Source organism: Janthinobacterium paucivorans (assembly GCF_051380805.1).
Lineage (GTDB): Bacteria > Pseudomonadota > Gammaproteobacteria > Burkholderiales > Burkholderiaceae_D > Janthinobacterium > Janthinobacterium lividum_D.
Genome location: NZ_JBNYXR010000022.1, coordinates 11,122 through 33,049, shown reverse-complemented (window position 1 = coordinate 33,049; position 21,928 = coordinate 11,122). Strand labels below are relative to the sequence as shown.

The 21,928-nt window shown below is 61.4% G+C and carries 16 protein-coding genes and 1 tRNA gene; 13 read left to right on the top strand and 4 right to left on the bottom strand.

The genetic code is table 11. From position 1 onward, the window contains the following. Positions 1 to 138 precede the first annotated feature (138 nt). From ACQ4V8_RS20690 to ACQ4V8_RS20680, 3 genes are all read right to left on the bottom strand, one after another. Positions 139 to 2,520: a S9 family peptidase gene (locus ACQ4V8_RS20690; RefSeq protein WP_436572107.1), complete on the bottom strand. Its 2,382-nt coding sequence runs from the start codon at positions 2,518 to 2,520 to the stop codon at positions 139 to 141. 130 nt (positions 2,521 to 2,650) lie between these two features. Beyond that, a complete protein-coding gene (locus tag ACQ4V8_RS20685) occupies positions 2,651 to 4,912 on the bottom strand; it encodes a putative bifunctional diguanylate cyclase/phosphodiesterase (RefSeq protein WP_010393402.1) in 2,262 nt (753 codons plus the stop codon). A gap of 295 nt (positions 4,913 to 5,207) precedes the next feature. Further along, positions 5,208 to 5,513 carry a PsiF family protein gene (locus ACQ4V8_RS20680; RefSeq protein WP_010393403.1) on the bottom strand — a complete coding sequence of 102 codons (306 nt, stop codon included), beginning with the start codon at positions 5,511 to 5,513 and terminating at the stop codon, positions 5,208 to 5,210. 266 nt (positions 5,514 to 5,779) lie between these two features. Here ACQ4V8_RS20680 and ACQ4V8_RS20675 point away from each other — a divergent pair, with 266 nt between their 5' ends. From ACQ4V8_RS20675 to ACQ4V8_RS20650, 6 genes are all read left to right on the top strand, one after another. Beyond that, positions 5,780 to 6,319: a DUF2058 domain-containing protein gene (locus tag ACQ4V8_RS20675; RefSeq protein WP_010393404.1), complete on the top strand. Its 540-nt coding sequence runs from the start codon at positions 5,780 to 5,782 to the stop codon at positions 6,317 to 6,319. A 270-nt stretch (positions 6,320 to 6,589) separates the two neighbouring features. Continuing rightward, on the top strand, positions 6,590 to 6,739 hold the full coding sequence (locus tag ACQ4V8_RS20670; protein WP_010393406.1) for a DUF2256 domain-containing protein: 150 nt from the start codon (positions 6,590 to 6,592) through the stop codon (positions 6,737 to 6,739). Beyond that, complete coding sequence (locus tag ACQ4V8_RS20665) at positions 6,736 to 8,070, top strand: DASH family cryptochrome (protein ID WP_436572106.1); 1,335 nt, start codon at positions 6,736 to 6,738, stop codon at positions 8,068 to 8,070. The genes ACQ4V8_RS20670 and ACQ4V8_RS20665 overlap by 4 nt, the downstream gene beginning before the upstream one ends. 662 nt (positions 8,071 to 8,732) lie before the next feature. Continuing rightward, on the top strand, positions 8,733 to 9,230 hold the full coding sequence (locus ACQ4V8_RS20660; protein WP_436572105.1) for a PAAR domain-containing protein: 498 nt from the start codon (positions 8,733 to 8,735) through the stop codon (positions 9,228 to 9,230). A gap of 20 nt (positions 9,231 to 9,250) precedes the next feature. After that, entirely contained in the window at positions 9,251 to 9,841 is a 591-nt protein-coding gene (locus ACQ4V8_RS20655; protein WP_436572104.1) for a lysozyme family protein, read from the top strand. Beyond that, a complete protein-coding gene (locus tag ACQ4V8_RS20650) occupies positions 9,838 to 10,392 on the top strand; it encodes a hypothetical protein (RefSeq protein WP_010393417.1) in 555 nt (184 codons plus the stop codon). The genes ACQ4V8_RS20655 and ACQ4V8_RS20650 overlap by 4 nt, the downstream gene beginning before the upstream one ends. Positions 10,393 to 11,318: 926 nt before the next feature. Here the strand turns inward: ACQ4V8_RS20650 and ACQ4V8_RS20645 are convergent. Beyond that, positions 11,319 to 11,394 (bottom strand) — tRNA-Phe (locus ACQ4V8_RS20645). Between the two features lie 465 nt (positions 11,395 to 11,859). On the opposite strand from ACQ4V8_RS20645, the gene ACQ4V8_RS20640 reads away from it, so the two are divergent. From ACQ4V8_RS20640 to ACQ4V8_RS20610, 7 genes are all read left to right on the top strand, one after another. Further along, entirely contained in the window at positions 11,860 to 14,139 is a 2,280-nt protein-coding gene (locus ACQ4V8_RS20640; protein ID WP_436572103.1) for a S41 family peptidase, read from the top strand. A 79-nt stretch (positions 14,140 to 14,218) separates the two neighbouring features. After that, positions 14,219 to 15,451, top strand: a complete 1,233-nt coding sequence (locus tag ACQ4V8_RS20635) for an FAD-dependent monooxygenase (protein WP_029496056.1) — start codon at positions 14,219 to 14,221, stop codon at positions 15,449 to 15,451. A 159-nt stretch (positions 15,452 to 15,610) separates the two neighbouring features. Further along, positions 15,611 to 16,327, top strand: a complete 717-nt coding sequence (locus ACQ4V8_RS20630; RefSeq protein WP_043460312.1) for a DsbC family protein — start codon at positions 15,611 to 15,613, stop codon at positions 16,325 to 16,327. 131 nt (positions 16,328 to 16,458) lie between these two features. Beyond that, a complete protein-coding gene (locus tag ACQ4V8_RS20625; protein ID WP_010393421.1) occupies positions 16,459 to 16,917 on the top strand; it encodes a (2Fe-2S)-binding protein in 459 nt (152 codons plus the stop codon). 10 nt (positions 16,918 to 16,927) lie between these two features. Further along, positions 16,928 to 19,192, top strand: coding sequence for a xanthine dehydrogenase family protein molybdopterin-binding subunit (locus ACQ4V8_RS20620; RefSeq protein WP_436572102.1), 2,265 nt, complete (start codon positions 16,928 to 16,930; stop codon positions 19,190 to 19,192). A 13-nt stretch (positions 19,193 to 19,205) separates the two neighbouring features. Beyond that, a complete protein-coding gene (locus ACQ4V8_RS20615; RefSeq protein WP_436572101.1) occupies positions 19,206 to 19,814 on the top strand; it encodes a nucleotidyltransferase family protein in 609 nt (202 codons plus the stop codon). A gap of 27 nt (positions 19,815 to 19,841) precedes the next feature. Further along, positions 19,842 to 21,677, top strand: a complete 1,836-nt coding sequence (locus ACQ4V8_RS20610; protein WP_436572100.1) for a M61 family metallopeptidase — start codon at positions 19,842 to 19,844, stop codon at positions 21,675 to 21,677. Positions 21,678 to 21,928 lie beyond the last annotated feature (251 nt).

Genomic DNA, 21,928 nt, shown 5'->3' with positions numbered 1-21,928 from the left:
GGGTCCGACCCCTGTCCTTGTTCTTGGGCTAAAAATAGCATCACCAACACTAACTGAACGGCATTAGCTGATCCAGCGGCTTTTTTTATATCGCCATGCCGCTTGCAAGGCGCGACGCGCAGCAGCTTTGCCCGGGCGCTATTTCAGCGTGCGCTGGAACAGCTGGTAGATGCGGCGGTACTCGTCATACCACGCTTCCGGCTGCACGAAGCCGTGGCGCTCCATCGGGTAGCTGGCCATTTCCCAGTTATCCTTTTTGAGCTCGATCAAGCGCTGCGACAGGCGCACGGAATCCTGGTAAAACACGTTGTCGTCGATCATGCCATGGGCGATCAAGAGGTGGCCCGTCAGCTTGTCGGCGTATTCGATCGGTGACGATATTTTGTACGCTTGCGGATCGACGTCCGGCGTGTTCAGGATGTTGGCCGTGTACTCGTGGTTGTAGGTGGTCCAGTCCGTCACGGGGCGCAGGGCGGCGCCAGACTTGAATACCTTCGGCGCGCGCATCAAGGCCATCAAGCTCATGAAGCCGCCATAGCTGCCGCCATAGATGCCCACATTCTTGATGTCGCCCTGGTGCTGCTGCGCCAGCCAGTTAGCGCCATCGATGAAATCTTCCAGTTCCGGGTGACCCATCTGGCGGTAAATGGCCGTGCGCCAGGCGCTACCGTAGCCGAGCGAGGCGCGGTAATCGACGTCGAGCACGATGTAGCCTTGCTCTACCAGCAGGTTGTGGAACATCTGTTCGCGGAAATATACGGGGTAGCGCTCGGTGACGTTTTGCAGGTAGCCGGCGCCGTGCGCGAACATGACGATGGGATACTGTTTGCCCGCTTGCAGCTGCTTTGGCCTGTACAGCTTGGCCCAGATGGGCGCCGCGCCATGCGTGGACGGCACTTGTACCAGTTCCGGCATGATCCATGTGCGCGCCTTGAAGGCTGCGCTGCGCGTATCGGTCAGGATATTGGCCTTGCCGCCCGCTACGGAAATGCTCGCCAACTGGGCCGGCATATAGCTGCTCGAATAGCGCAGCAACAACTTGTCGCCATCGGGCGACAGGCCGAAGTTTTCCACGCCTTTTAAATTTGTCACTTCGCGCGCGCCGCCTTCCTTGGCCGTGCTGGCGCACACTTCATAGGTGCCTGGCGCCTGCTGGTTGCACATAAAGTAGGCAGTCTTGCCGTCGCGGCTCCATTCGACGGCGCTTACTTCCCATTTGCCTTGCGTCAGTGCGCGCGCGGGGGCCGCCCCCGTTTTCGTGTACAGGTGGGCGTAGCCGCTTTCCTCTGACAAATACCACAGGGTGGCGTTGTCGGGCAGCCAGCCGAATTCTTCGGCGCGGCGGTTGACCCAGGCCGTGTCGCTGATGCGGTGTACGGGCAGCAGGGTGCCATTGGCCAGGTCGACGTTGGCCAGCCAGCCGTCCTTGTTGTCGATGGCGCGGATGCGCACGGCCACCTTGGAGCCGTCATCGGTCCAGGCGATGCCGTCGCGCTGGGCGTCGATGCGCACGCCGCGATTGCCCTTCAATGGCGGCAACTGCTGTTCGGCGCGCAGCGCGGCCAGCGGGTCGGTGGCGATGCCGGGCAGACTGTCGAAGCCGATGTCGCGCACCTTGCCCGTGCGCAGGTCGGCCAGTTTCAGGCTTTGCGCGATGGGCATGTTGCGGCCCACGCGCGTGCGCTCGTCGTCCGCTTCCGGGTAGCCCGTTTCCGTGACGTAACGGGCCAGTTTGCCCAGCTTGCCCTTTTCGGCGGCCTTGTCTTGCGTGACGAACAGCAGCCAGCGGCCGTCCGGCGACAGGGCGCTGCCTGAAATGCTGACTTTATCGCCCAGATAGATCGGCTCCGGCGCGCGCGTGGCGTCCAGGCGGCGTTCTTCTTGGCGACGTTCGCGGCTGGCGTCGCGGTCTTCCTTCTGGCGCGCCAGGTTGACGATCAGGCGCAGCTGCAGTTCGCGCAGGGAATCCGCTTCCGGCTTGGCGTCCGGGTCCTTGGCCGCGCGCAACAGGGCCACGGGCGCACTCAGGCGCTCCAGGCGGTTCCAGCTGAACCAGTCGTTGCCGCTACGGTATTGCACCGCGCTGCCGTCGTTTGCATATTGCGGGTCGCTGATGGCCGAAACGCCTCGCGTGATCTGGATCAGGGCGCCGTTTTTCAGGTCGCGCTCGAACAAGTCGCCGTTGCGCAGCAGGATGGCGCGCGTGCCGGCCCGGTTGACGATCATCTGCTGGCCATCAAGGTTGGCCAGTTGCGCGTCATCGACCTGCTTGCCGCTATTGAGCCTGGCGTTGGCGCCTGCTAATTGATAGGTGTCGCGCAGGGGCGAGCCGAGGCGCTTTTGCTGGTAATAGAGCTGGCCATTCCAGCCCCACCACGCCGCTTCGACGGGCGTGCCTATCCAGTCGGGGTCGGCCATGGCCTGGTCCAGCGTGATGGGCGTGGGGGTGGTGGTGGAAGGGGCCGCATGGGCGGTGGCCAGCAGAGTCAGTAGCAAAGGCAGCAGGGGACGGGCCAACATGGGAAGAACCAGACGCATCGGGGATCACTTTATTTGACAAGATTGCAAGAGGGGGATGCTGAAGGTACAGGCTGCGAGGCCGGTATTCTAGCGGAGGAGTTTGGCGGGGGAAAGGCCAGCTAACGTACAGCTAACGCCGTTCGGCCAGCCAGGTCAGGAAATCGGGCAATGGCATGGGCCGCGCATACAGATAGCCCTGCAAGCTATCGCAATCGTGGGCGACCAGGAAGTCGGCCTGTTCCTGCGTTTCCACGCCTTCGGCCACCACGCGCAAGCCAAGGTGGCGCGCCATGGCCAATATCGCTTGCACGATGGCCGTGTCACGCGCATCGCGCGGCGTGTCGTCGATGAAGCGCTTGTCGATTTTGAGTTCGTACAGCGGCATTGAGGTCAGGTAGGCGAGGCTGGAATAGCCGGTGCCGAAATCGTCGATGGAAAAGCGGATGCCCAGGGCCGCCAGTTCGCGCATGCGCGCCAGGGAGGCTTCGCGCTGGTCGATCAGCAAGCCTTCCGTCAATTCCAGGATCAGGGCGTCGGCCGGCGTGTCGTGTTCGGCCAGCGCAGCCTGCACGCGGGTGGCGAAATCGGGCTGGCGGAATTGGGCCGGACTGACGTTCACCGACAAGGGGACGAACTGGCCAGCTTGTGCCAGCAGCTTCGAGGCGCGGCACGCTTCGCGCATTGCCCAATGGCCCAGCCTGACGATCAGCCCCGATTCTTCGGCGATGGGGATGAAGACGCTCGGTGCGATGTGCGTGCCATCGGGCTGCGGCCAGCGCATCAGCATTTCTGCGCCCGTGATCCGGCCATTGCGGTCGACCTGGGGCTGCACGTGCATGCACAGTGCGCCCATTTCGAGTGCGCGCGCGAGCGCCCGCTCCAAGGTCAGGCGGCGCTCCACGCCCGCTTGCATGGCCGCTTCAAAAAAGGCGATGCCGTTGCGCCCTTGCGCCTTGGCGCGATACATGGCGATATCGGCTTCGCGCAGCAGGTCGTGCGCCTGGCATCGCGCTTTCGGCAGCAAGGTCACGCCGATGCTGGCGCTGCAATGATAGGACTGCGCGTCAATCTCGAAGTCGCGTGCGATGGCGACGCGGATTTTCTCGGCCACCTGGCTCGCCGCATGGGCGGCGCCGTGCAGGTCGTCGGCCAGGTGCGCCAGCAGCACGACGAATTCGTCACCGCCCAGGCGCGCCACGGTGTCAGCCTTGCGCATCAGTTGCGCCAGCCGTTCGCCCGCCAGGCGCAGCAGCGCGTCGCCCGTGGCATGGCCGCGTGCGTCGTTGATATGCTTGAAATGGTCGAGGTCGATGAACATCAGCGCGCTGATGTTATTCTCGCGTGGCGCGGCGGCCAGCAAGTGGGCGATGCGATCCATCAGCAGGCGCCGGTTGGGCAAGCCGGTCAGCACGTCGTAGAAGGCCAGGCGGTGGATGTCCGCTTCCGATTTCTTGCGCTCGTCGATTTCGCGCTCGACGGCTACCCAGTGCGTCTGCCGGCCGTCCGCATCCGTAAACGGCACCAGTTCGGCCTCGACCCAGTACGCCTTGCCGGCCTTGTTGTAGTTCAGCAACTCCGCCCTGGCTGGCAGGGCCTGGGCCATGGCGGCGGCGACGCGCTCCAGTTCGCCTGCATCGGTGGCGGGGCCCTGCTGGAACAGCAGGCTGCGGCCCAGCACCTCGGCGTGCGCATAGCCGCTGCTGCGCTCGAAGGCATCGTTGACGAAGATGATGCGCGTGGCCGGCACCGTGCCGTGGCCGGGCGTGCCGTCCAGCACTTCGGCGATCATCACCATGTCGTTCAGGCGGGCCAGCGCCGTGGCCGTCAAGCGTAGCTCGGCGTTACGTTGCGACAGGGACTGGCTGCTGCGTTCAATATGACGCAGCAGGAAGGCGCAGGACAGGGTCAGCACGGCGGCGATAAACAGGAAGTTCAGGGCCACGATCAGCGCGCGCAGCACGGGAGCATCGTGTGTGCCCGGCAGGTGCAGGGCGACGTCGGGATGCAGGCCCAGGAAAAAGATGGTCAGCGAGGTCAGGGCCAGCGTCGACAAGGCTGGCCGCATGCCCAGCAGCAGCGCTGCCAGCACGGGCATGAGCATCATATAGATTTGGCTGACGGGGCCGATTTTCAGCAGCAGGCCCACGCCCAGCAGATAGGCGATGACCAGGAATTGCCACACGCGCCAGCGGTAGGGCAGGGTGCGCACATGCCAGATAACGCCGACCCAGCCGATGGCCAGCAAGTCGAGCACGACAATGGACCAGATGGCTTCGCTCGCGGCCAGCAGCACGCTGGGAATGGCCGTCACGAAGCCCAGCAGCAGTACCACCTGCAGCAAGCGGTGAAAGACTTGGCCGCGCCAGTGCTCGAGATCGTTCGACGCCCTCACGCTGCCGTCCTTTCTCCAAAATGCCGTGTCAACGCAGAGTGCAGTACCTTGATTAAATACTACGCGCTATCATTCTCCATGTCATCTTAATCATTGAGCAAGGTTGCTCGCGTTGAGCGGCATGGCTGTGTGGCAGCACGCCACGAGGATGGCGCAGCCGGTTGGCCCACTGGCTGCTGGCACAGCTGGGCGCAGGCGATAGGGCAGGAGCTGACTTCCTGCGGGGAACAAAAAAAAGCCAGCCTTTCGGCTGGCGTTGTGGCGTGAAGCGCACACTGTCGCCTCGAAGCGGCACTTATTTTTTGGGTGCGCTCAGGCACTCTTTCATGAACGCCTTGCGCGCATCGCCCTTCATGTCCTTGGCGTCGGCATTGCACGTCTTCATCTTGTTTTGCTGCGTCGCGGCCGGGACCGGCTTGGCACTCAGGCATTCTTTCATAAAATCCTTGCGTTCATCACCTTTCTTGCCGGCAGCATCGGCATTGCAGGTGGTCATTTTTGACTGTTGTGCCGTCTTGGCGGCGGGGGCCGCTTCCGGTGCGGCGGCAAAGGCGGTGCTGGCAAGCGCGGTAGCGATGCAGAGGGCGATTAATTGTTTCATGGCAAATCCTTGTAGACGCAGGCGATGGAAGGAGGGATGCAATCAGCAGCGCACTGCCGATATGCAGAACCTAACTAACTATATGACAATTATCAACAAAATTTCTCATCGAAGGTGTCTTTTTGTGACTGCCGGCTGCCCGGCGTCCATCGGCTGGCCCGCGCCCGCATTCTGCGGCAGCGAAGGCGCTGTTTTTTGCTATGCTAGCGTCTTTCCACCGGCCGATCCCGCTGTCTTGGCCGGCGCACCCTCAATACGGAGTAGTTATGGTCTCGTTGCAAGAGCAGTTTTTAAAGGCCGGTCTGGTCGACAAGAAAAAGGTCAAGCTGGCCAACCAGGACAAGAGCAAGCAAAAAAAGGACGAGCGCAAGAGCGGCACGCAAAGTGTCGATGAAGTGCGCCTGGCCGCGCTCGAGACGCAGCGCAAGAACGCCGAGCGCGCGCGCGAACTGAATGCGCAGCGCGACGCGGCCGCCAACCAGAAGGCCATCGTGGCGCAGATCGCGCAAATGGTGCAAAAGAACCGCCAAAGCAAGGGTAATCACGGCGAGCTGCCGTATAACTTCACGTTCAATAACAAGATCGAGCGCATCTACGTGACGGCCGCCGTGCAAGCCCACCTGGTGGCGGGCCGTTTGGTGATCGTTTGCCTCGGTGGCGCCGTGGAACTGGTGCCGCGCATCATCGCCGACAAGATCGCCGAACGCGATCCGGCCATCGTCGTACGCGTGAAACAGGCCAGCACCGAAGTGGACGAGGACGATCCGTATGCGGCGTTCCAGATTCCCGATGATTTGATGTGGTAAGAGCGACTTGCCCGGCGCTCAGTGTGTCGGATGAGGATAGCGAGCGGGCCGGGAGCGGCCCGTTCAGGATGGCGCGTATGCAGTGCCAGCTGTCAGCAGCGCCAGATCTGTTTTTGCCGTAAGATTGGCGCACTGCCCGAATATGGCATAGCTGATCGAGCGCCTCATCAGGCCGCCCAGTTGCGACAGGCTTCTGCTGCCCACTGACCCCCCTCTGTCCTATGCCCTACGTCTTAGGCCCTACGCCCTACGTTAGCCAGAGTGATCAATATGCGCATGCGAAAAAAATCTGACCTTCCCACCAAACTCTGTCAGCAATGCCAGTTGCCGTTTGCATGGCGAAAAAAATGGGAAAAAGTCTGGACCGAGGTTAAATACTGTTCAGATCGCTGTCGTCAGGACAGCAAGCGTCAGGCATGAATACCGATCCCGCCGCAAGGTCGGCACAAACGCATATTTACTGGTTCCGCAATGATTTGCGGCTCGACGATAATCCGGCCTTGCGCCAGGCTTGCCAACGCGCCGGCCACCTCTTGTTCGTGTATTGCCATCGCAGCGCCTCGGTCGCGACGCGCTGGGATGTGCCGCGCACCAGCTCGCATCGCCAGCATTTTCTCCGCTCGGGACTGGCGGACTTGGCGACGCAGCTGGCGTCGTACGGCAGTCAATTGCTGGAGATCGAGGGCGACCCCGCCCAAATGTTGCTGGCACTCGCGCATTCCCTCGGCGCGACGACTATCCATTGCGAGGACATTGCCGCGCCAGAAGAGCAGGGCGACCTTGCCGCACTGCGTGCTGCTGGCCTGACGGTCGAAGCGCTGTGGCAATCGAGCTTGCTCGATCCGGCCGCGCTGCCGTTTCCTTGCGCTGCCTTGCCCGAGGTATTCACCAACTTCCGCACCCTCGTGGAGCGACAGCAGGTGGTGCCGCCGGCCCCGCTCGCGCGGCCGACGACGATTCCGCCCTTGCCGCCGGCCTTCGCAGCCCTGGCTGAAACTTGGGCAGCGGCGCCGGACGCACTCCAGGATGCGCATCTTGCCACCGCACGGTCGTCGTTCCCGTACGCGCTGCCGGCTTTTTACGGTGGCCCGACTGCCGCCGCTGAACATCTGCGCCAGTATTTCGCTGGTGAGCTGGCGCACACCTACAAGCTCTCACGCAATGGCTTGACCGGCGTCGACTATTCCACCAAGTTTTCGCCATGGCTCGCCTGCGGCGCGCTATCTGCGCGCATGGTATGCGCCGCGCTCAGGCAGTTTGAAGCAGCGCACGGCGCCAACGCCAGCACTTATTGGATCTGGTTTGAATTGATGTGGCGCGACTATTTCCGCTTTCTGCACCTGCAGCACGGGGTCGCGCTGTACCGGGCGCAAGGCTTGAGCAGCCTGGGCCAGCCCAGTCACGATGCGCATCGATTCGAAGCCTGGTGCCAAGCCCGCACCAGGGAACCGCTAGTCAATGCGGGCATGACCGAGCTCAGTGCCACCGGTTATCTCTCCAACCGGCTGCGTCAAATTGTTGCCAGTTATCTGGTGCACGATCTGGGCTGCGATTGGCGCGCCGGCGCTGCCTGGTTTGAAGCGCAACTGATTGACTATGACGTCTACAGCAATCAGGGTAACTGGCTGTATCTTGCCGGCCGAGGGACCGACCCGCGCAATGGGCGACGCTTCAACCTGCAAAAGCAAACGCGCGAGCATGATCCAGACGGGGCCTATCGGCGGCTCTGGGCGACGCAAGGCACGGCGTAGGATGAGCTGAAATGAGGGATGTGAACGCGGTGCAGCCCTTGCGCCGGAAATGAAGGGGAGCCGAACCGCAGTCAATGATGGCGCACCCCGGAAACGACAACGCCCACTGCATGAGTGGGCGTTGCGTTAAAAAAATCTTGGTGGCCCGGGGCGGACTCGAACCACGCTACCGGTCGCGCTGAAGCGGTTCTCGTTGCACCCGCTAAGTAAGGAGCCTGACGCCGTTCGGCGAATGCGTCAAGAAAATCCTTGGCGCATGGGTTTTGGGCTTTTCTTCCGATAGGAACTCGATGTGGCGGATTGGCGCGGCTCCGCGTGGCGCGGCCAGCGTGGTTTTTTTGGCCTGCCGAGCCGGGGATGGACAGGCGAATTCAGTCAGGTCAATTCTGGCGCGTAGCGGACATCGTTCAACGCACGGTCTGGACAGGACGTGCGGACAATGGATAAGTTGTCACAAGGACTGCGCTACGACAGGCGAAGCGTTATAGTCGGCTTTTTCACGATGCATTTGGCTCGTCATAGGGAGCTGAGTTTTGCTCTCAGCGGATCCTACTGAAGCAAGCAATTATCTGCGATTTATCAAGCAAATTCTTTCCAAATCGCCACATCATGGCAAGTCGGAACATGTTGCGCATCTGATATTTCTCGAAAAGGAGAAACTCATGAAACATGAAGGGCGAAGAGTAATACGCATAAATGATCAGACCGATCATGGCGGGAAGGTCACCAGTGCGTCGTCGGGTACGATCGTTATGGGCCTAGCGGCAGCGCTCGAAGATGATATGACGATCTGCCCTCAGTGCAAGGGGGCTTTCGCTATCAAGACCGACCGTGTAGGCGCAAAGCATGAAGGTAGGCACTACGCTTATCACGGAGATGTTGCCGAATGCGGTGCTCGTCTGATTTCGTCGCTGTCCCCGCCAATTGGCGAGGCTCCATCTGGCATATTGCAAGCAGCTGGAATGTCGGGTGTTGCGGACAGGGTATTCGACGATAAATATGCTCTTATCGATGAGGATACCGGCGACCCGCTGGTTAACACCGAGTATGCGATAAAGCGAGCAAACGGACGGGTCGAGTTCGGAACTACTGATGAAAAAGGGCACACGCACCTAATGGCAGCAGTAGTGCATGCTGAATCCATTGAAATCTACTCGTGAGGGCGCGCATGGCCACGACAATGACATCGCCATCCGGGCGCGTTCTTCATCATCGCGCAACTAGAACGACAACGCCGCGTGAGGATGCAGAGGCGAAGGTCGTGCGGATCAAGTTGAGCAAAGAGCAGCGACTGGCGGAAAACAGGGAATACCTGAAGAACGTCAATGTTCGGGCATTCCTTCAGGCTATCGCCGATGCAGAAGGTGGCGGATATGATTTCAAGTACGGCGCGGTCAAGGGAAAACGAACGGACCCTTGGCGATTCACTGACTATTCAACGCATCCCGGCCCTGGGTACGGCGGCATCACCACCGCCGCTGGCATGTACCAGATTAACAAAGCAACGTGGCAAGATCACGGCGAGCGCCGCATGGGAATAACAGACTTCACGCCGGAGACGCAAGACCTCATAGCTGTCTCAATGTTGCGTGGGCTCGGAGTCATTGACAAGATCATGGGCGGTGACATCGAGGCGGGCGTATCCCAGGCGTCCAGACAATGGGCGGCGCTCCCAATGGGGCGTCACCAAGCTAGCCGCCATAACCAACCGTACGTCAAGTTCGAGCGCTTTGAGGCAACTTATATAGCTGCCGGAGGGACTACCAAGTGAACAAAGGCACAATTGCAATTGCAGTCCTCGTCGGATTCACCTCACCCGCCCAAGCTGAACCGGTCGCGCTGAACGTTGGCGAGCTATTTACCCAAGCCCGAGCGACGCTCTACGCTGATGGTTGGCGCGCAGATCCGCTCGCACACCTTGCAACTGGTGAATACATGGGCTTGGACCGACAACTTGTGCAGAGCGGATATGCCGAAGTCGATTACTGTAGCGTTGGAGAGTCGTTCTGTGTCCTCCAATACACGAAAGGCAAGGCATGCCTACGCCTTCATACGCAAGGCGAACAGATCCACTCAATGAAAGTCGAACGTTGGTCTAGCGACTGCCGCGAGCCAAGGGCTGGCGAAGGGGAGAATTTGCTTCCAGGTGATGTCAGGTATATTGCCCAATGGCGCAACGACTGCGAAAACTTCGGACAATGTAAGGGCTTAGATGGCTTTCTGCTAACGCTCAAGAAAAAGTACGCGCGAGATCCAGCTGTCATGAAGGTGCTCAGGTCGTATAAAAAACCGGTCGAAGTTAACCGACGCTCCAGGAACTAGTCCATGTGCGTCGAGTTCGAGACTACTGACCAAAAAAGGGGGGGCACGCACCTGCTGGCAGCAGCAATGCATGCTGAATCGATTGAAATTTACTCGTGAGGGCGCACGAGGCTGCAACAATCTTATCGCCATTCGGAGCGTTCAGACGCTATTTTTCCGATGGTAAAGATGTTAATGGTGCCCGACATTCATCTGACCACTGGATAACTTTCATGTATTTTATTTTTTCACCGATGGTGTGCACAGTCAGGCATTCATCACCTCGCCTGTAGCGCATGATGCAGTTTGATTGGATTGATCGCCATGATTGCCCCCGACTGGTTAACCCTCTAAGCGCCCTAAGTGTTTAGACTAACAACTTGGCATTGAGTTCGGAACCATGAACATAATCAGGAAAATTATCACCCAACCGCAAAGGACTGATTTGCGAAAACGCAAGCAGTAGCCGGCCTTCGTACACCCGGTCGTCGATGATAGCGTCAAAAGTCCAGTTGGTGTTCGATGCGCTGCGGGGCTCCATCGCCAGTCTGGCCAGCTTTACCGAAGCCGTACTGAGACCTGACGTGCGGATTGTGAAATTCGAATAAAACGCCAACCTGTCTGGGTTTGCGTTGCATGAACGATGTTCTTGGTGGCCCGGGCCGGAATGGAAGCATCGACGACAATTCTTGCGGAAAATATAGAGGTTTCAGCAACAACTGTTGCTAGAAGCGTTTGAGCAAAGTAGGGGGGCGGGTGCAAGTGGGCCGCGTGGCGCGGACGTAAGTTTGATCCGCAACGAAGCAGTTGGCGTAATGGGACGATCGAAGGAGATTTACTTAGGAAGGGGGTGAAGGATGGACAGGAGATGTACCGGACACGAGGACTGCAAGTCCTAGAAACGACAAAGCCCACTAGCATGAGTGGGCTTTGAGTAAAACAATTCTTGGTGGCCCGGGGCGGAATCGAACCACCGACACAAGGATTTTCAATCCTCTGCTCTACCGACTGAGCTACCAGGCCAAGGTGGCGAATTATAGCAGACCAAAACGGGAATGCAAGAGCCGGCCGTAACTTTTCCCAGATTTCCTGGTCATGCACGTCTTTATTTGATGCTGGGTCAAATATTATTCGCAATGGTAAGTATTTTATCAACAAAGCGGGAGGCGGCCGGCGTGCTGCGCGGCGGTGCCGTGTGCGTCCCGCCTCGCCTTCATGGAGAGGGAACGCATGCTTGACTATGCTCGCCGGACGGCCAGGCGCCGCCAGGCGATTGATGCACGGCGACGGCGATTGATCCGCATGCGCGCTTGTAGTCACGCAGGGGTAGTGTTGCCAGTGAACGCTGTGGTGCGCGCAGTATTATTGCTATATAATTAACTTCTTATTAATCTAGTCAAACCTCAGCGTAATGTAGACACCGGCGTCAGCCGGTTTTTTTATGCGCGGCGCAGGCGTTGACTTTAGTGGCGGAACAGGGAAGCGGTAATGGCTATGCAATGGATGGCGCTATGGATGGCGCTAAAAAATGGGTGCGCGCGGCGCGTCTTGGCGGGTGTGCTGGGGGCGTTGGCGGTGCTCGTGTGCATTGCAGCGCCGGCACAGGCGCACGATGGGAATAGCGTAGCGCTGGCGCGCTTATGGCGCGCTGCCCGCGCCACCCATCCGGCGCTGGCCGACGACCGCGTCGACTGGGACCGCGCGCTGGTCGCGGCCTTGCCCAAGTTGCGCGATGAGGACGATGAAGCGAGTTTGCGGCTGGCCATCGCGACGCTGATGGCGCCGCTGCGCGATCAGGCCTTGCGCATCGGGGCCGATACGCCGAGGTATGTGCGCTGGCCGGCCGATGGCGAGGTGCTGGAGTGGCTGCCCGGCGACACGGCGCTGCTGCACCTGCATCCGGGCATGGTCGATGGCAGTCCGCTGCTGCTGCCGGCCAGGGCCAGGCAAGTCATACTTGATTTGCGTGCGCGCAGGGAGCTTGCGCGTCCACCGTTGCCCACCATGCTGCATGCCGTGCTGGCGCAGTTGATCACCGAACCCTTGCTGCTGCCGGCCGAGCGCTATCGTTTTTCTACCGGCCCGCGCCCAAGTACTCCAGGGCAGTGGGAAGGCATGACGGCGGGTTTCATGCAATTGGAGGCGCAACGGCTGCAGCCAGCGCCCGGTGCGCGGGCGCTGCCCATGGTCTTCATCGTCAATGACACGCAATCGGTGCCGTATGCCGTGCTGGCGCTGCAGCGCACTGGCCGCGCGCGCATCGTGGCCGAGGAGGGCGCCTGGCGCAGCCGCGCCGGCCCGCTGCAAGCCTTGTCGATAGGCGACGACTTGCGCGTCGAATTCGCGTCCGGCCAATTGGCCTGGCCGGACGGCAGCGCCGCCGTGCTGGCTGCCGATCGCACCTTGCGCATGGATCGCGCCACCGGGCCGGCCAGTGCGCCAGTCCAGGCGGCGCTGGCGTTGCTGGCGCAGCCCTCACAGCCATCACAGCCAGCGCAGCCATCGACGCCAAAGCTATTGACGCCGGCATCGGCTGCGCTGTTTCCCGTGCGTCACGATGACGAAGCTTATCGCGACATGCGCTTGCCCGAGCGCGAGTGGCGCATGCTCGCTGCCATCAAGCTGTGGGCCACGCTGGACAATTACTTTCCGGCCAAGCGCTTGATGAGCAGTTCCTGGGATGACGCCTTGCAGCGCTGCCTGCATCAGATGGCTCAGGTGCACGATGCGCGCGCGTATGGCCTGATCCTGCAGCAGATGGCAGCTAGCCTGGATGACAGCCATGTCGGCGTGGGCAGTCGGGCGCTGGGAGGGAATAGCCGCACGCACGGCATAGGCGTGGTGCTGGCCGCCATCGATGAGGGTATCGTGGTGGCCAACGTGACGGAGCCGGCCTTGCTACGTTCGGGCCTGCTGAAAGTGGGTGACGCTATCGTGCAAATCGATGGCGAGTACGTGGGCACGCGCCTGGCGCGCTTGCGCGCCACGACGGCCGCCTCGAACGAAGCGGGACGCTGGCGCAAGGCCATGGCCGAGATGCTGACTTTTCTGCCCGGCGTCAGCGTGACCTTGCAGGTCGATGGCAGCGATGGCAAGCGGCGCGAGGTGGTGCTGCAGCCGACGCCGCTGGACGATGCGCTGGCGCCACGCCACGCGCGCCCGATGATCGCGCTGGACAAGGGCATCGCCTACGTCGACCTGGACCGCTTGCAAACGGGCGAAGTGGACGCCATGTTTGACCAGATACAAGGCAGCCGCGCCCTCATACTCGATATGCGCGGCTATCCGCATGGCACCGGCCGCGCCATTGCGGCGCGCCTCAACGTCAATGACGCCAGCGTCTTCGCCATGTTTTACCAGCAACTGGTGACGGCGCACGAGACCAGCGACGGCGTGCAACTGGCGTATCCCGATCGCCTGTACCCAGCCCTGGCGCCTGTGTACCGGGGCCAGGTCGTCATGCTGATCAATGAACACACGCAAAGTCAGGCCGAGCATCTGGCGCTGGCGGTCGAGGCGGCCACGCCCGTCACCTTCATCGGCACGCCCAGCGCGGGTGCCAATGGCGACTTGCGCGAGGTGGTACTGCCCGGTAACGTCCATGTCTGGTATTCAGGGCTGGAAGTGCGGCATGCCGACGGGCGCCAGCTGCAAAGAGTGGGCGTGCAGCCGCACATCACGGTCGCCCCCAGCGTGGCCGGTTTGCGCGCGGGGCGCGATGAAGTGCTGGAGCGGGCGCAGGCATTTCTGCGCAAAGATCAAGAATAGTTGAAGTCTTTGGCTTTACCCGATTTCCGCCGCAGGAAGCGCATACTGAAATGGGCGCGGCAAACGCTATAATGGGTGCATGAACAGTCCATCCTCCCCCACCATGCGGCGCTTCATGCATAGCCACAGCGACGTTTGCATCGTCGGCAATGGCGCCATCGCGAAAACCACGGCGCTGGCGCTTGCCCAGGCAGGACAAAGCGTCACTCTGCTCTCTCCGGTGATTGCTCCGGCGTCCGCCGCCAAGCCGGTCGAGCCGAGTTGGGATGTGCGCGTGTATGCGCTCAATCACACGGCGCACCAGTTGCTGTCGTCGCTGAAAGTGTGGGGGGCGCTGCAGGCCGACAGGGTGGCGCCGATCGACGCCATGCTGATCAACGGCGACGGCGCGCATGCTGGCGGACTCGGTTTCGACGCCTACGGCGCGCATGTCGGCACGCTGGCGTGGATCATTGAAGACCGCAACTTGGGCCAGGCACTGGACGCCGCCCTGAAATTTGCCCCGAACGTCAACGTGGTGCAGGGACGCGCCAGCCGCCTGGAATGGACGAATGACTCGGTCATCGTGCACCTCGATGGCGGCGACAGCATTACTTGCGCGCTGGTGGTGGGCGCGGACGGCGCCCAGTCGTGGGTGCGCGGCCATTGCGATATCGGCCTCGATTACCGTTCCTACGGCCAGCGCGGGGTAGTTAGTAACTTTGCCTGCGAAAAGCCGCACCATGGCGCGGCCCACCAGTGGTTCACGGGCAGCGAAGGCATTGTCGCGCTGCTGCCGCTGCCGGGCGAGCGCGTGTCGCTGGTCTGGTCGGCGCCCGATGCGCTGGCCGACACCTTGATGGCCGAATCGGCCGACGCCCTGGCCGCGCGCCTGGCCGCGTATTGCCAAGACAAACTGGGCAAGCTGACACCTTTGCAACCGGAACTGGTACGCGCATTTCCGCTCACCCTGATACGCCCGCACGCCATGGTGGCGCCGCGCGTGGCCCTGGTGGGCGACGCCGCCCACGTGGTGCACCCGATGGCCGGCCACGGCATGAACCTGGGCTTCTCCGACGTGGCGCAGTTGGTCAAGACGATCACCGAGCGCGAGCCGCACCGCGGCATAGGCGACGAGCGCGTACTGGCCCGCTACGCGCGCGCAAGGAAGGAAGACGTGCTGCTGATGCAACTGGCGACCGATGGCCTGGCGCGTCTGTTCGGCGCCGACCTGGAGCCGTTGCGCATGGCGCGCAATTTGGGATTAAACTTGCTCGATAAATTACCCGCACTGAAGCGAAAAATGATTTCGCACGCATTGGGGCATCAGTGAAAATCAGTAAGTCTTAAGATATCGCTGGATAATAAGCAGCAGTAAAAATTCAAGGTCGCCGCAGCTGGTCTGCGGCGCTCTTTTTGTTCGGAAGATAATTTTGCCGGGCCAGAGGCCAGTTCGCCAGGCGTTTCAAGTGGAGAAGTGATAGTGATCAAAATGAGCAGAATCGCATTAGTGCTGGCCTCGGGCCTGATGATGTCGTGCGCCGGCGCGGAAACGCCAACGGAAGCGAGCATCAAAAAGCTGATCGAGCCGCGCCTCGGTGACGGCGCCAAGGTCGATACGGTCAAGGAAACCCCATACGGCGGCCTGTACGAAGTGCGCACGGGTGGCGACATCCTGTACACGGACAAAGCCGCGCAATACCTGTTCGTCGGCCACGTCTTCGACGCCAAGACGTCGCAAGACTTGACCAAGGTGCGCCTGGACGAAGTCAATCGCATTAAGTTTTCCGACCTGCCACTCGATTCGGCCATGAAAACTGTCAAGGGCAATGGCAAGCGCGTGATCGCCGTGTTCGAAGATCCGAACTGCGGTTATTGCAAGCGTTTCCGCCAAAACGCACTGAAGGAAATCGACAACGTCACCGTCTACACTTTCATGTACAACATCCTGTCGCCCGACTCCATCGCCAAGTCGCGCAATGTCTGGTGCGCACCGGACCGCAACAAGGCCTGGGATGACTGGATGTTGAACGGCAAGGCGCCCGCGACGGCGGCTGCCAATTGCGCCAACCCGCATGAAAAAATCCTGGCCCTGGGCCAGCAGTTGCGCGTTTCCGGTACGCCGGCCATCTTCTTTGCCGACGGCAGCCGCATTCCGGGCGCAGTCGATGCGAAAACGCTGGAACAGAAATTCTCGACCATTAAGTAATCCGGGCTGTCGCCAGGAAGGCTGGACGGCGCGCCCTCGCAAGGCGCGCTTTTTTTTGCACTTTTTCCGCTGTCGTATCATCAGGTGTTGTTTGTCGACGCCATCACCATCTTAAAAAGGGGAAGCAGCAGATGATTACCTTGAATATCAACGGACGCGATACGCAGGTCGACGCCGATCCTTCCACGCCCATCCTGTGGGCGCTGCGCGATAACCTGAACCTGACGGGCACCAAATTTGGTTGTGGCGCTGCCCTGTGCGGCGCTTGCACGGTGCATCTCGACGGCCAGCCCATACGCTCGTGCATCACGCCGATTTCCTCGGTTGGCGCGCAAAAGATCACCACCATCGAAGCGATGGAAAACGACAAGGTGGGCAAGGCGGTGCAGGCGGCATGGGTGCGCCACGACGTGCCGCAATGCGGCTACTGTCAAAGCGGCCAGGTGATGAGCGCCACGGCGCTGCTGCGCAGCAACAAGGCGCCCAGCGATGCCGACATCGACGGCGCCATGAGCGGCAATATCTGCCGCTGCGGCACCTATCAACGGATCCGCGCAGCCATCAAGGACGCGGCCAAGACCCTGGCCTGAGGAGAGCGACATGCGTATCGAATGGTTGAATCAGGAAGCATTGCAGCATGGCGCGGTGACCCTGGGCACGGCGCTGGCATCGACATCGGCGGCGCCTGCCGATGGCGTTTCGCGGCGCGGCTTCATGAAGGCCGGCGCGTTTGCCGGCGGCGGCTTGATGCTGGGCTTTTTTATGCCCGGTACGGGCAAGCCGGTACTCGCTGCCGATGGCGCGCCCGCCAAGCCCGTGTATGCACCGAACGCCTTTTTGCACATCGCCCCTGATAACACGGTGACGGTGCAGGTGAACCGGCTGGAATTCGGCCAGGGTGTGCAAACGAGCTTGCCCATGCTGATCGCCGAGGAACTCGACGCCGACTGGAGCCTGGTGCATGGCGCGCTGGCGCCGGCAGGGGAGCAGTACAAGGATGCCGCCTACGGCATGCAGATGACGGGTGGCTCGGGCAGCATCGCCCATTCATTCACGCAGTACCGCGAAATTGGCGCCAAGGCACGCGCCATGCTGGTGGGTGCCGCCGCCGCGCAATGGAAAGTCGGCCCCGACCAGGTGCGCGCCGCCAAGGGCGTGCTATACGGTCCCGCTGGGCAAAAGGCGACGTATGGCGAGTTTGCCGATGCGGCCATGCGCCAAGCTGTACCGGCCAGCGTCAAGCTGAAGGATCCGCGCGACTTTATCCTTATCGGCAAAGCTGTGAAACGACTCGATGCAGCCGACAAGTCCACGGGAAAACAGCAATTCGGCATCGACTTCAAACCGCCTGGCGCGAAAGTGGCCATGGTGGCGCGCCCCCCCGTGTTTGGCGCCAGAGTGGCGAAATTCGACGCCAGCAAGGCCCTGGCGATCAAAGGCGTGCTGGAAGTGTTGCAAGTAAAGACCGACCGTGGCGGCAGCGGCGTGGCCGTCATCGCCGACGGCTACTGGCCGGCCAAGCAGGGGCGCGACGCGCTGGTGATCGAGTGGGACAGCAGCGCCGTGGAAAAGGTCAGCAGCGAGCAGCAACTGGCGGCCTTCAAGGCGTTGGCCAAGATGCCGGGCACGATCGCGAAACCTGCCGACATGGGCAAGTTGGCCTCGGCGCCGAAAAAGATCGAAGCCGTCTATGAATTCCCCTATCTGGCGCACGCGCCGATGGAGCCGCTCAACTGCGTGGTCGACCTGCAAGCCGACAAATGCACGATGTGGGTAGGCTCGCAGTTCCAGACGGGCGACCAGGCCGCTATCGCCGCCACGTCCGGCTTGAAACCCGAGCAGGTGACCTTGCACACCATGATGGCCGGCGGTGGTTTCGGCCGTCGTGCCGTGCCGTCGTCCGACTATGTGGTTGAAGCGGTCAATGTCGCCAAGGCGTACCGTGCGGCGGGCAAGAGCGGACCGTTAAAGCTGATGTGGAGCCGCGAGGACGACATCAAGGGTGGCTACTACCGGCCGTCGCATGTCCATCGCGCGCAGATCGGCCTCGATGCCAAAGGAAAAATTCTCGCCTGGGACCACACCATCGTGGGGCAGTCCATCATGGCTGGCACGCCGTTCGAAGCCTTCATGGTGAAAAATGGCGTCGACGGCACCATGGTCGAGGGCATGGGCGAGCCGTATACCCTGCCGATGCAGCTGTCGGTGCACACGGCCAAGGCCAACGTGCCCGTGCTGTGGTGGCGTTCCGTCGGCTCGACGCATACGGCCTTTGTCATGGAAACCCTGATCGACGAAGCAGCGCACGTGGCGAAGATGGACCCCGTCGCCTACCGCAAGCAGCTGATCGACGCCAAGCACACGCGCCACATCGCCGCGCTCGATCTGGCCGTGGTCAAGTCCGGCTATGGCAAGAAAAAGCTGCCGAAAGGGCAGGCCTGGGGCGTGGCCATGCATGAATCGTTCAATTCCGTGGTTGCCTACGTGGTGACGGCGTCGGTGCTGCAAGGCGCGCCCAAGCTGCACCGGGTGTGGGCGGGCGTGCATTGCAACCTGGCCGTCAACCCCTTGACGATCGAGGCGCAAGTGCAGGGCGCCGCGCTGATGGCGCTGGGTATGACGATTCCCGGCGCCGCCATTACGCTCAAGGATGGCGTGGTGGAGCAGCAGAACTTCGGCGACTACCCCGTACCGCGCATGTCCGACATGCCGTTGGTCGAGGTGCATCTGGTGCCATCGGGCGACGCGCCCACGGGCATGGGCGAACCGGGCGTGCCGCCGCTGGCGCCGGCCTTCGCCAACGCGCTGTTCGCCCTGACGGGCAAGCGCCTGCGCAAGCTGCCGTTTGATTTGGCGGCCGCATGACGGCAGCGCTCTTTTGAGCACGGTCGGCATCTTGCTGGCAGCCGGAAGGGGACGCAGGTTCGATCCTTCCGGCGTGCAGAATAAATTATTGCAGCCGTTGAAGGAAGGCCCGCATGCGGGCTTGCCGGTGGTGGTGGCGGCTGCCAGGAACATGCTGGCGGCCTTGCCGCGCGTGCTGGCCGTGGTGCGCGCCGACGACGCGCAGGTGGCGCGCGCACTCGGCGCGCTGGGCTGCGAGGTGCGCGTCTGCCATGATGCCGACACCGGCATGGCCGCTTCGCTCACCTGCGCCATCGAGCATGTGCGCGGCGCGCCCGGCTGGCTGATTGCCCTGGGCGACATGCCGGTTGTGGAACCGGCTACAATCGTCGCCTTGTCGCAAGCCATCGCTGATGGCGCGCGTATCGCGGTGCCCGTGTTCCATGGCCGGCGCGGCAATCCTGTCGCGTTCAGCGCCGTTTACTTGTCATTGCTGCTGGCGCTCGATGGCGACCAGGGCGCGCGCAGCATCGTCAACAGCCATGCGGTATGCGAGGTGAGAGTGGACGACAGCGGCATCTTGCGCGATATTGATACACCTGACGATTTGTCGACGGTGCATGGCGCGCCCGGGCGACTTTAGAACATCCATGCCAGACACGAGAAAAACATGAAAAAAGCTCCAATTAAAAAAAGCATCGCCAAGGCGCCTGCCGCTGGCATCATCTACAGCATCGCCGCCTCCGACCTGGCTGGCCATATGTTCAAGGTCAGCTTGACGGTCAAGTCGCCGGCCGCCATCGGCCAGGTCTTGTCCTTGCCCGCCTGGATTCCGGGCAGCTACATGATCCGTGAATTTTCGCGCAATATCGTCAGCATCCGTGCCGAATCCGAGGGCAGGGCCGTGGCGCTGACCAAGTTGGACAAGCATTCGTGGCAAGCGGCCCCGTGCCAGGGCGCCTTGACGCTCGAATACGACGTCTATGCCTGGGATTTGTCCGTGCGCGCCGCCCACCTGGACCAGAACCACGGTTTCTTCAACGGCACCAGCGTATTTCTGCGCGTACTGGGCCAGGAGGCCGAGCCGCATGAAGTGCATATCGTGCAGCCGCAGGATGCCGCTTGCAAGGCCTGGCGCGTGGCCACCACCTTGCCGGAACTGAAGGCCAAGCGCTATGGCTTCGGCAGCTACCAAGCCGCCAATTACGATGAGTTGATCGATCACCCGGTGGAGATGGGCGACTTCGCGCTGGCTACCTTCAAGGCGCATGGCGTGCCGCACGATATCGTCGTCACGGGCAAGGTGCCCAACCTGGATCTGGATCGCTTGTGCCGCGACCTGAAAGCCATTTGCGAAACGCAGATCGCTTTTTTCGAGCCGAAGACAAAAAAAGCGCCGATGGAGCGCTATGTGTTCATGACCATGGCCGTCGGCGACGGTTACGGCGGCCTCGAACATCGTGCATCGACGGCGTTGATCTGCGCCCGCGCGGACCTGCCGACGACCGCCTCAAGCAGCACGGAGATCGGCGACGGCTATCTGAAATTCCTTGGCCTGTGCAGCCATGAGTACTTCCATACCTGGAACGTCAAGCGCATCAAGCCGGCTGCCTTTGCGCCGTATAACTTGCAGGCGGAAAGTTATTCGCCACTGCTGTGGCTATTCGAGGGCTTCACCAGCTATTACGACGACCTGATGCTGGTGCGCGCGGGCCTGATCGATGAGGCAGCCTATTTCAAGCTGCTGGGCAAGACCGTCAACAGCGTGCTGCGCGGCAGCGGCCGCACAAAGCAAAGCGTGGCCGATTCCAGCTTCGACGCCTGGGGCAAGTACTACCGCCAGGATGAAAACGCGCCGAATGCCATCGTCAGCTACTACACCAAGGGTTCGCTGATCGCGCTGGCCTTCGACCTGACGCTGCGCGCGAAGACGAATGGCGCGCAATCGCTGGACGACGTGATGCAGGCGCTGTGGCAGCGCTATGGCCGTGATTTTTACAAGGGCAAAGGCCGCGGCGTGACGCCGGCCGAAGTCGAAGCGCTGTTCGATGAGATTTCCGGTACGCGCATGAAGTCTTTCTTTGAACGTTACATCCGTGGCACGGACGACGTGCCGCTGGCGCGCCTGCTGGCGCCATTCGGCGTTAAATACAGCGACCAGCGCAAGGTTGAAAAGCCTAGCCTGGACGTCAACCTGGGGCGCGACGGCAACGACGCCAGGCTGGCGCAGGTGCATCAGGGCGGCTGCGCCCATGTGGCAGGCCTGTCGGCGGGCGACGTGCTGGTGGCTGTCGATGGCCTGCGCGTGACGGGCAACCCCTCCAACCTCGACACCTTGCTGTGCCGTTATGCCGTCGGCGCCAGCGTGGCCATCCACGCCTTCCGTCGCGACGAGCTGATGACGTTTACCGCTGTCTTGCAGGGTGACCGCGTACCAGGTGTCAGCTTGAGCTTGCTGCCGGCGCCAAAAAAAGCCACCGGGCCGAAGCGTCCTAGCGCCGCATGATGCGCATTATTATGCGCTAATATAGAGAGCCGGCCGTCACTGGCCGGTTTTTTATTGCACGTTGCCTCGTCTTAAATGTTACTGTGCTGAGGCGGACGCTCACCCTGGCTGCGACTATTTTCTTGTTGACAATAATGTAAATACCATCATATTTACTATAAATGAACTAATTTTTCTCCAACTACACTAAAATTGCCGAACTGTTTCTTTTAGATTGCGCCCAACGTGCAAACCCTGGACCCACGAACGAT

Excerpts from the sequence above, each read along its gene's own strand:
- ACQ4V8_RS20690 (WP_436572107.1), bottom strand. The coding sequence starts at position 2,520 with ATGTTGGCCCGTCCCCTGCTGCCTTTGCTACTGACTCTGCTGGCCACC.
- ACQ4V8_RS20680 (WP_010393403.1), bottom strand. The coding sequence starts at position 5,513 with ATGAAACAATTAATCGCCCTCTGCATCGCTACCGCGCTTGCCAGCACC.
- ACQ4V8_RS20675 (WP_010393404.1), top strand. The coding sequence starts at position 5,780 with ATGGTCTCGTTGCAAGAGCAGTTTTTAAAGGCCGGTCTGGTCGACAAG.
- ACQ4V8_RS20670 (WP_010393406.1), top strand. The coding sequence starts at position 6,590 with ATGCGCATGCGAAAAAAATCTGACCTTCCCACCAAACTCTGTCAGCAA.
- ACQ4V8_RS20665 (WP_436572106.1), top strand. The coding sequence starts at position 6,736 with ATGAATACCGATCCCGCCGCAAGGTCGGCACAAACGCATATTTACTGG.
- ACQ4V8_RS20660 (WP_436572105.1), top strand. The coding sequence starts at position 8,733 with ATGAAACATGAAGGGCGAAGAGTAATACGCATAAATGATCAGACCGAT.
- ACQ4V8_RS20655 (WP_436572104.1), top strand. The coding sequence starts at position 9,251 with ATGACATCGCCATCCGGGCGCGTTCTTCATCATCGCGCAACTAGAACG.
- ACQ4V8_RS20640 (WP_436572103.1), top strand. The coding sequence starts at position 11,860 with ATGGCTATGCAATGGATGGCGCTATGGATGGCGCTAAAAAATGGGTGC.
- ACQ4V8_RS20635 (WP_029496056.1), top strand. The coding sequence starts at position 14,219 with ATGAACAGTCCATCCTCCCCCACCATGCGGCGCTTCATGCATAGCCAC.
- ACQ4V8_RS20630 (WP_043460312.1), top strand. The coding sequence starts at position 15,611 with ATGAGCAGAATCGCATTAGTGCTGGCCTCGGGCCTGATGATGTCGTGC.
- ACQ4V8_RS20625 (WP_010393421.1), top strand. The coding sequence starts at position 16,459 with ATGATTACCTTGAATATCAACGGACGCGATACGCAGGTCGACGCCGAT.
- ACQ4V8_RS20620 (WP_436572102.1), top strand. The coding sequence starts at position 16,928 with ATGCGTATCGAATGGTTGAATCAGGAAGCATTGCAGCATGGCGCGGTG.
- ACQ4V8_RS20610 (WP_436572100.1), top strand. The coding sequence starts at position 19,842 with ATGAAAAAAGCTCCAATTAAAAAAAGCATCGCCAAGGCGCCTGCCGCT.